Consider the following 12463-nt stretch of genomic DNA (forward strand, 5'->3'; position numbering starts at 1 on the left):
GAACCTACCAAAGCTGCGCTATTTTGTGGCCAGGCCTAAAAGCCGACGCTAACACGCTGCAGAATCATAATCACCCGCATATGAACTGCCTCCCATTGCTTATGTCCAAGAAATGGGAGGCAGTCAAATCGAATGGAATACAGAGGCTTTATTCTTACATTTCTGTGCTTGTAGTTTTACAGGTCAAGCTGCATCAGGCGAGCAATGCTGACAATGTAGATCTTAAGAGCACGCTTGAGCCACTCCTCAGAGATTCCCTCGTCAGGACCGTGCTCCATACCAACCCACTCTGGCAGGTCTTTTGCGGCCTTGCTGTCATAAGGACCAAAGGCAACTGCGCGCTTAAAGTGACGTGCATAGGTGCCGCCACCAATAACAAACGCCTGCTCATCGCTGCCGGTGTACTCATGGAAGGTATCAAGCAGGGTAGTAATCTCAGGGGAGCTTGGGTCAATGTAGAAAGGTACAGCATCGGAGAGAACCTCAAAGGTACAGCCGTGATCCTCGCCAAGCTCAGTCATGCGCTTAGTGATAGCCTCGCCAGTGGTGGAAGTAGGATAGCGAGAGTCAACGGTCTGTACGTAGACATCGCCCTTGGTGCGGATAGTACCAGAGATGCAGGTCAGAGGACCAAACTTGTCGTCAGCACTCTGGATGCCCGTACCAGTACCATCAGTAGTTGAGCAAAGCTGCTTCGAGAAGGTCAAGAAGCCGCGCTCTTCTTCTCCACAGAGGTTGTTATCAAGCAGGTAAGTTACAAGCAGGCCAATTGCGTTGACAGTTCCTTCAGGCATGGAAGCGTGTCCACCCTTACCTGTTGCGTTAATGCGAGCAAGCTTAGTGCCATCATCTTCAACACCTGCGTCCTCAACCTTGATGGAATCAGTATCAGCCAAGGTAGATGCGTCAGCGCGGACAAGTGCGCTTGCAAGACCTGGAATAGCGTTAGGTACGGTACCACCGTCAAGCTCAACGATCTTCTCGCCGTTTGCACCAGCAATCTTTGGAGAGGTGAACTGTGCGTGGTACACGCCCTTCTCGCCGCAAATAAGAGGGAACTCAGCATCAGGAGTGAAGCAGAATGCTGGCTCTGGATACTTGGAGAGGTAGTAAGGGACGTCGCCCATGCCGGTCTCTTCGTTGTTGCCAACAATGGCTCGCAAGGTGTAAGGAAGCTTCTTACCAGTCTTTTTTACCTGCTCTACAAAGTAGTGTGCTGCCCAGAGTGAGAGTGCCAGAGGACCCTTGTCATCCAGAACGCCGCGACCCAGAATAAAGCCCTCGCGACGGGTAACGTCAAGTGGGTCTACCGTCCAACCCTTACCCAGAGGAACAATGTCGGAGTGAGCGATGGTAGCAAGGTACTTTTCGGACTCACCAGGAAGGTCACCAAAGCCCAGGTAGCCGTCTACGTCTGTGGTCTCAAGGCCCAGGCGCTCTGCAATCTCAAGGCCGCGGCGCAGTGCCTCATAAGACTTTGGACCCCAAGGCTTGCCAGGCTCTGCTAGAGACAGATCCTCAACGGACTCTACCTGCACGAGGTAGCGGATATCCTCAATAATCTCTTCCCAGTGCTCGTTGACAAACGCCTCGGCGCTTGCTTTGAGTTCTGCATCAGTCATGAAAACTCCTCTAATTCAAACGTTTGACCTTGGAACATATGGAGAGCAGCGGTTTTAGCCACATCCCGCGTATGAAATAGACAAGGTCGGGAACAAGGTACTAGTTACACTATACTTAATACCCCTTATCAAAGGAGTTAACTATGACGAAAAAGACTTTTATTGGAAACGCATCATTTCTTGGCGTTTTGACGGTTTTGGGAATTGTTTTGATGGTTCTGAGACAAACACTGCCTCAAGACACTTCCACGCCACTGTTCTATTCCTACATTGTTGCACCAATCATGCTGTATTTTGGCATTGCTGGCCTGGTGGGCCTGCTTATAGCACGCAATACCGGCTTCTCAGTAACTAAGACAGTGGCAGTTGTGCTGCGCACGCTTGCTGGAATCCTTTTTGTGCTGCCATTCTTTTTCTTCCTGATTGTGGTGCTCCCTTGGGTTCTTCTCCGAGGACTTTTTGCCATCCTTATGGTTGTCATGCTCTATGCACCATGGTTCTGGGCACTCTTTGGCCTGCTCTATGGCTTGAGCTGGGCTCAGCAGAAGGTTATTGAAGACGTTACCACTGACCCATTTGCAGAAGATGCAGCTGCTCAGAAAGCTGCTGTCGAGAAGAACGGTGTAGCTGATACAGATACAGCTAACGAAGACGCAGCCAACTAACAGGAAAGTCCCGCGCTCCATACAGTCCAACAAGAAAGAAGCAACGCGTGCTTGAGCTTAAAGGTATTTCAAAGCGTTACAACACTGGTGGATTTGAACAAACTGCAATGGACCATATTTCCGTTGCGTTTAGGGATAACGAGTTTGTAGCAATCCTTGGTCCTTCGGGCTCGGGTAAGACTACTATGCTCAATGTCATTGGTGGTCTTGATCGCTTTGACTCAGGAGATTTGCTGGTAGATGGTATTTCTACCAAGAAGTTCAAAGAGCGAGACTGGGATACCTATAGAAACAACCGCATTGGTTTTGTATTCCAGGCCTATAACCTTATTCCTCATCAAAGCGTGGTAAGTAACGTTGAGCTTGCATTGACACTTTCTGGCGTTTCTAAGTCAGAAAGTCATGAACGTGCGCTTGAAGCCCTTGATAAGGTTGGCCTTAAAGCGCACGCAAATAAGCGCCCAAATCAGCTTTCTGGCGGACAGATGCAGCGCGTGGCTATTGCTCGTGCGCTGGTAAATGATCCAGAGATTTTGCTGGCAGATGAGCCAACAGGAGCACTTGACTCTTCAACATCCGTACAGGTTATGGATTTGCTCAAAGAGGTGGCCAAGGACCGTTTAGTTATCATGGTTACGCATAATCCTGAGCTGGCTCATCAGTATGCAACGCGTATTGTTGAACTGGCAGATGGTCAGGTAACTGCTGATTCAGATCCATTTGATGTTGCAAGCGTTGCTCGTCGAGAAGCCAAGCCTTCTCGCAAGACCTCTATGTCGCTTCTGACTGCACTGGGTCTCTCGTTTAATAACCTCATGACCAAAAAGGGTCGCACGCTCATGACCGCATTTGCGGGCTCAATTGGCATTATTGGTATTGCAGCAATTCTGGCGCTGGCAAATGGTGCAAACGGTTACATCAAAAAGGTTGAGGAGGATACGCTTTCAATGTATCCACTCACCATCTCTGAACAGTCCGTTAATATTTCTTCCTTTATTTCTGGAAGTGGTAGCAGTTCTGACTCGGCTGATTCTCAAACGCAAGATGCACAAAGCGAGATGACGCAAAACCAGAAAAACGCAGAAGCTGCAAAGCTAGAAAATCAGCCCGCTGAAGGTGCCATTCCTACCAATAATAGGTTAGGGATGCAGGCAGAAAGTATCGGATCCAATGATCTGACCAGCCTGAAGGCGTTTCTCGACAATAATGGTGGCGGCATTAACACGTATGCCAGTGCTATTACGTATGGCTATTCCGTAAGTCCTTTCATCTACCTGCCAGCAGGCGCGGACTCTGGCTCTTCTGATCCTGTTCAGGTGCAGCCAGATGTTACCTTCTCTAAGGTGTCGCCTAAGATTCCGTCATATAGTCCGCTTGCTTCATTTGCAAGCACTACGCTGTTTAGTGAGCTTCCAGGAAATCCTTCCATTTACGAGGACCGTTATACGGTTCGTGCTGGCAGATGGCCTACTGCTTGGAATGAGGCTGTTCTGGTACTGCGTCCAAACGGCACTATGGATGACTTTTTGGAGTATACGCTTGGCCTGCGTGATTACGCTGGCCTGCGCTCTACCGTTGATAAAATTGCAAGTGGAGAATCTGGCACTATCGAAGAGTCTCATAATACATACACCTACGACCAGCTGATGTCTCCAACCTTTAAGCTGGTTATGCCTTATCAGCGCTATGTATGGGACGGAAATCTTGGTGTCTGGACAGACAAATCCGACGATCAGTCATACATGAATGACCTCATTGCTAATGCACCCGACCTGCATATTGTTGGTGTTGTTCAGGCAAAAGACCCAACTACCACAGGAGCGCTTTCTGAGGGCATTTACTACACGCCACAACTAACTCAGAAGATGATTTCTGATGCAGAGGCATCTCCTATTGTTCAGGATCAGATGAATCGCCCGGACGTTGACGTTTTCACTGGTAAAACCTTTGAGGACGAGAAGAACGGTCAGACTTCAGAGGGACTTTCTATCAGCTCTCTCATTTCCGTTGATTCTAACGTGCTTTCTTCGGCGTTTAACTTTAATCCACAGGCACTGAACTTCTCGTCAATTAATCTGTCTGGGCTGGATATGTCCTCGCTTGACCTTTCTGACGTGCAGCTACCACCTTTTGATACGTCGCAGCTTAATCTGTCTGACAGCAATGTACTGTCTTCTGTTACGTCTTCGCTTGATCCAGCTGCGCTGGCGGCGGCTTTCCCAGAGCTTTCTGCAGCAGACATTCAGCAGATTCTTTCTGGCATTACCGTTAATTTCAAACCAGGAGGACAAGCTGCTATTTCTTCGCTCATGGGCACTATTGCTCTGGGATGGAACTCTTGGAGTGCTGCTAATCCTGGCAAGACCATGGCCGACTATCTTGCAACAGATCAGGTTCGCACGCAGATTGTGACTACCGTTTCTTCTGCGGTTGATACCGATGACCTGCAGCAACAGCTGGTTAGTGCTCTGGCAAATAAGCTGGGAACCAATCCAGACCTTCCAAGCGTCCAGGCTGAGGTTTCTCAGAGGCTTATGAGTGCTTATCAATCACAGATTGCAAGTGCTCTTTCTGCAGCTATTACGCGCGCTATGAGTGCTTACGTGCAGTCTGCGTTAACCAGCGTGATGACGCAGGTTGCTTCTAGGATGCAAAATCAGATTGCAGGCGCTCTCAATACAGCTATGCAGGGTATTGCGGCAAATATGTCCAATGCTATGCACATAGATCAAGCAACGCTCGCTAGTGCCTTTAAGCTCAATGCTGACCCATCGCAGCTAGCAGCTATTGCCGCGTCAATGCTTAGAGCAACGCCGGCAACGTATGAGTCAAATCTTTCTAAGATGGGATATGCGGACCTTAATAAGCCCACGTCAATCAATATTTATCCTAAAGACTTTGCAAGCAAAGAGAAGATTGTTGAAATTCTTAATACGTACAACGCTGATGCAAAGGCTGCAGGTGAAGAGTCTAAGGTAGTTACGTATACCGACATTGTTGGTGCGTTGATGAGTTCTGTCACGCTGATTGTTGATATGATCTCGGCGATGCTGATTGCGTTTGTATCTATTTCGCTTGTTGTTTCCAGCATTATGATTGGAATCATTACGTTCATCTCGGTTCTTGAACGTAAAAAGGAGATTGGTATTCTGCGCTCTATTGGTGCTTCTAGGCGAGATATTGCCAACGTATTCAATGCAGAGACGTTTATTGAAGGCCTTATCTCTGGTGTTATGGGCATTGGCATTACGCAACTACTCATTTTGCCTGCAAATGCTGTGGTCAAAGCCATGTTTAACGTGGACAATTTGGTGATCTTGCCGATAAACGGAGCACTAATTTTGATTTTGATTAGTGTTGTCCTGACGCTTCTTGCAGGTCTTATTCCAGCAGGTAGAGCAGCTAAATCCGATCCAGTTCAGGCACTGAGAAGCGAGTAAGGCGCCTGGCTGGTCGCGCTGTCTGGCGAGAAGAACGTCTGGCTTCGTGCATTACCTCACAAGAAAAGCCCTGTCATACGCACGCATGACAGGGCTTTTGCGTTGTTGTTGCAGATACCAGACCTAGTTCTCCTGACCGCCAAAGAGGTCGACAACCTCAAGACCAAGCTTGGAGGCTTCAATGGCATCCTTTGCGCCAAAGACAACAATCGAGAGGTCATCATAGCTTTGAGGCATAGTGCTTCCCAGTGCCTTGATGTCTTCTACCTGGGCGTGAAGGATTTTCTCGCGAAGTTTACGCAAACGCTCTGGGTCACGGTGGTTGAAGTACTCAATGTCTTGCCTGCGAGCAAGCATGCGAGCGGGAACAGGAGCGTCAACGCCTGCAACAGAGGCAACTACGTAGCCCTCAAACTCGTCAGCGTCTGGAGTCCACTCAGAGAGCCAGCTACCTGCACCAACATAGCGGTCAAGGGTTGCATCAAGCGCAGGGTCTCGGTAGGAGACAAAGCTCTGCAGGCCAGCAATAGAGTTTCTGAACATGACGCCATAAGCTCCGCCCTTAACGCGAACCTCGTTCCACAGGTAATCAAGACCCAGAACCCTGGTTGCAACAAGCCAGTTACCCTGCTGTTCATGAGTTGCGTGAGCAACGTTTGGATAGGAGAGACCAACATAAGAAACGTTTGACGGAATGAGGTAGGCCACGCGCTGCAGCTTGCCTTCAGGAACAACAAGTGTCTGCGTTGCACTGTCTACCTGCGATTCATTGCCCTTCTTGAGGTTAAGATCTCCAGCTACTTGCCAGAATGCCTCGCGGCTCTGAGTGGAGCCGGTAAAGCTGACGGTAACGTTGTCTGCACGGAAAATCTTGCAAGTAAGTGCATCCAGGTCTTTTGCAAGCTGAGGAGCGCGCTCATCCCAGTTGGCAAGCAGGTTCTTTAGGTACTCGTAGAATCCAACGCCTGCCAGCGCATCGTTTACGCGGCTAGCAGCAGAATAGGAGTTCAAAGCCTTATTTTGTGCAGCGGTATGGCCCGCACCTACAAAGTACTGCTCCTGTGCAATACGTCGCTGAATCAAGATGTTCTTGAGGCGACCCAAGTCGTCAAAACACGTGCTGGACCAGACCTCAGAAGGAATGCTTGCAAGCCCCTGGGTTTTCTCGGCAAGGGCGCTTGCAGCAACAATAAAGGCGGGACGTGCCTGGTTAAGGGTGTCTTGGTCGTAGATATCTGTGAAGAACGAGAGGTGACCAAGGTTGCTCTCAATAAGAATATCAAGCTCGGATGCGGTATGTGTAGCCGTATCAAGCTTTCCCAGCGCCTCAGTAAGAATGCCCACAAGTGGCAGCTCTTCAAAGGTAACTGCGCTGGTCAAATCAAAGTAATGGTAGACGTAGTCGATGCCGTGAGTATCCAGCTCGTGCGCAATGCACGATAGGGGAGCTTCAACCTCAAAGCCAGCAGGACGCTCTCTACCTGCACCGATATCACTGAGCGAGAGGGACGGCAGCTTGGCTAAGTCTTCTGGAGCGTCAGGTGTTTCTTGCTCCAGACGCAGTGCCTCTACCTCTACGCGGATCTTCTCGACGTCCTCATCAGTGAGCGTGGAGCGAAGTTGTGCCAGTTCAGCGGCTTCTTCCTGAGCCTCTCCCTCGTCTGTAGGGACAAGCTCAACCTGAGCTGCGTGCTTGCTGTTGCAGATGAGCTCCAGCAGCAACTTCTCAAAGCCCTTTTGAGCTGCAAGTTCTTTGACGTAGGCGATGGCATCCTCGTAGCGGATGTAATCCAGAGGACGTGCGTCGTCATAGAGCCAGCTTGAAAGCGAACGCAGCGTGTACTCAATACCGTTTGAGTACGGCTGATCATTTTCGCGTAGGTTAAACTCTGCAAGTGCAATGGAAGCATTGAGCTTCTTTGGATCAATGCCTTCGGAAGCAATCTTTTTGCAGGTAGTCTCTACCAGCTCACGGAACTTTTGAGCTGCTCCTTCTCTGAGACCCTTGAGCTGCAAGAAGAGCATTGGCTGTGCAAGGTCATCGGAGAGATAGTAGCTAAAGTCATCGCCCAGCTCTGCGTCAAGAATTGCACGCTTGAGCGGGGATTCATTGGAGCCCATGAGGGTGTCAAACAAGATATCTGCTGCCATCATCTTGTTGCGCTGATCAGGCGTTCCAAGCACGTAACCCAGGCCAACGCTGGAGTTGTCGGCTGTGGTGTTCATGTGGACCTGGCAAGGCTCGGGCAACACGGGTGCCTGCAGGTTAAGCGGATTAGGGGCACCTGCATCGCGTTTCTCGGCAGCTGCAAACCTCTGGGCAATAAAGGAGAGCTCACGCTCGCAATCAAGGTCGCCGTAGAGGAAGGTGTAGCTGTTAGAGAGGTCGTAGTGGCGAGCGTGGGTGTCCAGGAAGTTCTCGTAGGTGAGCTCAGGGATTGCGCGAGGCTTGCCGCCAGACTCTTTGCCGTAGGCGGTATCAGGGAAGAGGGCCTCGCTAACAGAATCGTAGAGCACGCGATCTGGGTCAGAGAGAGCACCCTTCATCTCGTTGAAGACAACGCCGTTGTAGCTAAGATTGCCCTGCTCGTCAGCTTCTAAGTGCCAGCCTTCCTGCTCAAAGATGCGCTTGCGCTTATAGATTGCAGGATGCAAGACAGCGTCCAGGTACACGCTCATGAGGTTTTCCAAGTCAGCTACGTTAGTGCTGGCCACAGGGTAAACGGTCTTGTCAGGGTAAGTCATTGCGTTCAAGAATGTCTGCATAGAGGTCTTGAGCAGGTTAACAAACGGCTCCTTAACAGGATAGGCATCAGAACCACAGAGAACTGAGTGCTCCAGAATGTGGAAGACGCCCGTGTGGTCTACAGGAGGTGTCTTAAAAGCAATGGCAAACGAGCGGTTATCATCATCGCAGGCAAACCACATAAGGCGGGCACCTGTGGGAATGTGCTTAAAGATGTACGCATAGCCAGAAATCTCGTTAACCCACTCAGCCGAGATTACCTCAAAGCTTTTGTCCTCTGCGTGAAGCGTGCCAACAGAAAATGCACTGTCCATCTGCGAATACTTAGACGTCATAAGCTGCCAATCTATACGAAAACTTACGTGAGCATTAATGCCGTTTTTGAGACCATCTTGCCTTAACGGGGCCGTTTAGAGACCTAAGGCTCTGCGCGGAGCAGGGTAAGGTGGATTTTTGTTATTGTGATACTACCGCGTCAGAGAAAAAGTGACACTTGTATCCGTATTTTGTAATGAAAGATTTATACCCAGATGAATGATTTCATTTCTAATGAGAGCACGGTGGAGTCTTCTAAAGCCACAGACGTTGTAGAGGCCTTTGCGGAAGAGGAAGCACTTGGTAGCGACGACGCAGAAATAACCCCTGATAATAAGAAGAAAATCTATCGAGGAATGCTGTTTGTCTTGATTGGCGGAGCTTCCTGGGGCGCATTTGGAACCGCCGCAAAATACCTGCTAGATACCTATCATGTTGATCCCATGTGGCTGATTGATATTCGCGAGCTTTGTGCCTGCTGGTTATTCTTGGGTACTGCCTTTGCGTTGGATAGAAAAAATCTTACAACTGTCATTAGAAAGCCAAAAGAGTTGGCAAAGATTTTTGTAGTTAGTTTGTTTGCCATCTTATTCTCGCAAGTTGCTTACATTTATGCAGTTAATGCCACTAATTCTGGAACTGCAACCATTATGCAGTCGTTAGGCATGTTGGGCGTTTTGGCCTTTGTGTGCGTGGTTGGTAGGCGCTGGCCTCGCCGTCGCGAGATTCTTGGCATTGTTTTGGCACTTATTGGCACATATCTTTTGGTAACAGGAGGAAATCCCGGCACGCTTAACCTGCCAACATCAGGTATTTTCTGGGGCGTTATGTGTGCGTTTGCTCAGGCAGCCCTCTCCATTTTGCCCAAGCCTTTGATGGAGAAGTGGGGAAGCTTTACCGTAAACGGCCTTGCGTTTTTGTTCTCTGGCACGCTCATTGCCGTGTTTTATCAACCTTGGAATCACATGCCTCAGCTGGACGCCTTTGGTGTTTTGCTGGTAGTCATTGGCGTGCTGGTGGGAACATTCTTGGCGTACGGCCTTTACCTGCAGGGCGTTAAGGACGCAGGCTCACTTAGGGCGGTTCTTCTGGGTACTATCGAGCCCGTTATGGCAACCATCACCACCGTACTGGTGCTAGGAATTTCCTTTAGCGTTGCCGACCTCATCGGCTTTGCCCTCATCCTCGCCATGGTCGTGCTCACCGCGTAGCCGTACGCTCGCGCCGACCGCCATCTGGCGAGAAACCCGTCCACTCCAAGCTCAACTCAACCCACAATCACCTCCGCACCCGACAACAAAAACCCCGCAGGTAAACTGCGGGGTTTTACGTTCTCTAAAGGTTATGTGACCAGAAGCTTAGATGAGCTCCATCTGCGTAAGAACTGCCGAGTACCAGCCGTTTGGATTTGCTGGGTTGTACTTTGCAGCGCCAGAAACAGAAAGCCTTCCGCCATAGCCAGCAGCAAGACCAGCTGTGTGATCCCAGATAGCCTCTTCCCAGCTGCCCCAGCTTGAAGATCCCCAGCCCCATGCGTTATAGGGGAGGAAGTTATATCTACCCTTTGTACTTTCAACTGCAGAGATAGCAGGCGAGAGACGCGGGTCAACGCCGTAAGCCCATGCAGCCTCGGCAAAGGTTGAGCCGTAGCCAGCAAGAGGGGAACCAGCAAGATACGCATCAATTCGAGCGCCCCAGCTGCTTACAAAGTTGGTCTTATCGCTTGACCAGTCAACATTTTGAGCTGAAGGGGTTGATGGGGTAGTGACTTCTGTGGTGTTACCAGAAGCGTTGGTAAAAGTAGTCTCAGTAGAGGCTTGTTTCAGCGCCTCTTCTGCAGCTGCTGCTTCTGCTGCTGCCTGCGCAGCTTGCTCTGCCTGCAACTGCTCTCGTGTTGCAATTGCTGCATTCATAGCATCCTCAGCAGCCTTCTTCTGCTCTTCTGCTTCTGCCATCTGTGCATTTAAAGATGACTGAGTCTCAGAAAGCTCTTTGCTAAGGTCAACCAGGTGGTTGATAGCATCTGAATTTTTGTTCTGGATAATCTCAAGATACTGAACAACAGCAATCAGATCATTAAAGTTATCTGCCGACAAAAGCAGATCAATAATTCCCATAGAGCCCTGCTGCATGCGATACATAGCCCTAATAGACTCTGCAGCTTTTAGGCGCTGCTCTGGGAGCTGCTGCTCAATCTCTGCAATACGAGCCTCATTGTCTGCAATCTGTTTTTGCAGCTCAGCTACGCGCTGGTTAGCAGCATCGTAATCAGAATTGGTCTTTTCTACCTTGGCCTGGAGCTCTTCAAGAGTCTCTGCCTGAGCTCTTGAGACGCCAAACAAAAAGGTATTAGCAACAAGCACTGCTACAAGAAGTGCTGTCATAAGGGTAGAGCATGAAGGTAAGCGTCTGTGACGCATATATTTGTTCAAATCGACCTCCGCGATTGGGGCTTCCGATTAGTACGCATGTTGTGCCGTCCGCTCATTACTGGCTTCAAGCGCGAGGTCAGATAACACTTGACCTCCAAAATACGCATAATCGCTTTTCTCCGCTCGTGCGAGGGTGTCAATTCTACTTGTTTTTGGCTCCAAATGCCAACTTTGCAGAAAACAAGGCACTTTTAAAGTAGTAAAGTCGTTAGGTAAAACCGTGAACGGTAGAAAAAGAAAGGGCGAACGGATTGCGTACAATAGGTTCGTAATCAGTCCCCAAGGAGGTTTTAGTGGAGTCGGCAATTTTGTGGATTGAAGCGCTTAAATCAGCGTTATTTGGCGTAGTTGAAGGTATTACCGAGTGGCTACCTATCTCATCAACAGGCCATATGCTGCTACTCAATCAGTTCTTACCACTCAATGTTTCTGAAGACTTCTGGAATATGTTCCTCGTTGTTATTCAGCTTGGCGCAATTCTTGCAGTATGTGTGGGTTTTTTCCACAAGCTCAATCCCTTCTCGCCAAAGAAATCTAAGGACGAGAAGCGCTCTACCTGGAAACTCTGGGCAAAAGTGGTGGTTAGCTGCGTTCCTGCAGCAGCAATTGGTCTACCGCTCAACGACTTCATCGAAGAGCATCTTGGAAGCCCTTTTGTTATTGCCGCAACCCTTATTTTCTACGGCATCATCTTTATTGTGCTTGAGCTACATCGCGAGAAGGTCGCTGCAACGGTAAAGGTTGAAGCACCTCGTGGTAAACACATGCGCCCAGACGCCGCCGCATCCCTGAAGGCCCCCTCAGCCGACAACCTGGCCCGCGTGCAAGACATTGACAACCTTGACTGGAAGACCGCACTTGGTATTGGTGTGTTCCAGGTTCTTGCAATTGTTCCAGGCACTTCAAGATCTGGAGCAACCATTCTTGGCGGCTTAGCACTTGGTTGTTCAAGGGCTGTAGCTGCTGAGTTTACGTTCTTCCTGGCAATTCCTACTATGGCCGGCGCTTCTGCTTTGAGGCTTGTGCGCTACTTTATGAAGGGCAACACCTTCACTGCTCCTGAGGCAATTATTTTGGGTGTTGGTTGTTTAGTGGCGTTTATTGTTTCGCTTGTTATGGTCCGTGCGCTTATGGGCTATGTCCGCAAGCATGATTTCAAGCCTTTTGGCGTGTACCGCATTATTCTGGGCATTGCAGTTATCGCATACTTCCTGCTTGTTAAGTAAGTTTCTGACTGACAAGC

General features: G+C 49.5%; 7 protein-coding genes. 4 read left to right on the forward strand and 3 right to left on the reverse strand.

Annotated elements, in window-relative coordinates:
- Positions 1 to 176 precede the first annotated feature (176 nt).
- Complete coding sequence (locus HMPREF1647_RS05465; RefSeq protein WP_035432840.1) at positions 177 to 1622, reverse strand: Sapep family Mn(2+)-dependent dipeptidase; 1446 nt, start codon at positions 1620 to 1622, stop codon at positions 177 to 179.
- Between the two features lie 143 nt (positions 1623 to 1765).
- Between HMPREF1647_RS05465 and HMPREF1647_RS05470 the strand changes: the two genes are divergently transcribed.
- Both HMPREF1647_RS05470 and HMPREF1647_RS05475 read left to right on the forward strand, forming a co-directional pair.
- Positions 1766 to 2287, forward strand: coding sequence for a hypothetical protein (locus tag HMPREF1647_RS05470; RefSeq protein ID WP_035432841.1), 522 nt, complete (start codon positions 1766 to 1768; stop codon positions 2285 to 2287).
- Between the two features lie 47 nt (positions 2288 to 2334).
- Entirely contained in the window at positions 2335 to 5727 is a 3393-nt protein-coding gene (locus HMPREF1647_RS05475; RefSeq protein WP_035432843.1) for an ABC transporter ATP-binding protein/permease, read from the forward strand.
- 123 nt (positions 5728 to 5850) lie between these two features.
- On the opposite strand, the gene HMPREF1647_RS05480 is transcribed toward HMPREF1647_RS05475, so the two are convergent.
- A complete protein-coding gene (locus HMPREF1647_RS05480) occupies positions 5851 to 8808 on the reverse strand; it encodes an insulinase family protein (RefSeq protein ID WP_035432845.1) in 2958 nt (985 codons plus the stop codon).
- Positions 8809 to 9033: 225 nt separating this feature from the next.
- Between HMPREF1647_RS05480 and HMPREF1647_RS05485 the strand changes: the two genes are divergently transcribed.
- A complete protein-coding gene (locus HMPREF1647_RS05485; RefSeq protein WP_035432885.1) occupies positions 9034 to 9999 on the forward strand; it encodes a DMT family transporter in 966 nt (321 codons plus the stop codon).
- Between the two features lie 147 nt (positions 10000 to 10146).
- Here the strand turns inward: HMPREF1647_RS05485 and HMPREF1647_RS05490 are convergent, their stop codons facing one another.
- Positions 10147 to 11172, reverse strand: a complete 1026-nt coding sequence (locus HMPREF1647_RS05490; RefSeq protein WP_262363819.1) for a coiled-coil domain-containing protein — start codon at positions 11170 to 11172, stop codon at positions 10147 to 10149.
- Between the two features lie 341 nt (positions 11173 to 11513).
- Between HMPREF1647_RS05490 and HMPREF1647_RS05495 the strand changes: the two genes are divergently transcribed.
- The gene (locus tag HMPREF1647_RS05495) at positions 11514 to 12446 is read left to right on the forward strand and encodes an undecaprenyl-diphosphate phosphatase (protein ID WP_081933330.1); all 933 of its coding nucleotides are present in this window, start codon (positions 11514 to 11516) and stop codon (positions 12444 to 12446) included.
- Positions 12447 to 12463 lie beyond the last annotated feature (17 nt).

The sequence above is a fragment of the Lancefieldella parvula DNF00906 genome, assembly GCF_000758945.1.
Classification (GTDB): Bacteria; Actinomycetota; Coriobacteriia; order Coriobacteriales; family Atopobiaceae; genus Lancefieldella; species Lancefieldella parvula_C.

Excerpts from the sequence above, each read along its gene's own strand:
- HMPREF1647_RS05465 (WP_035432840.1), bottom strand. The coding sequence starts at position 1,622 with ATGACTGATGCAGAACTCAAAGCAAGCGCCGAGGCGTTTGTCAACGAG.
- HMPREF1647_RS05470 (WP_035432841.1), top strand. The coding sequence starts at position 1,766 with ATGACGAAAAAGACTTTTATTGGAAACGCATCATTTCTTGGCGTTTTG.
- HMPREF1647_RS05480 (WP_035432845.1), bottom strand. The coding sequence starts at position 8,808 with ATGACGTCTAAGTATTCGCAGATGGACAGTGCATTTTCTGTTGGCACG.
- HMPREF1647_RS05490 (WP_262363819.1), bottom strand. The coding sequence starts at position 11,172 with ATGACAGCACTTCTTGTAGCAGTGCTTGTTGCTAATACCTTTTTGTTT.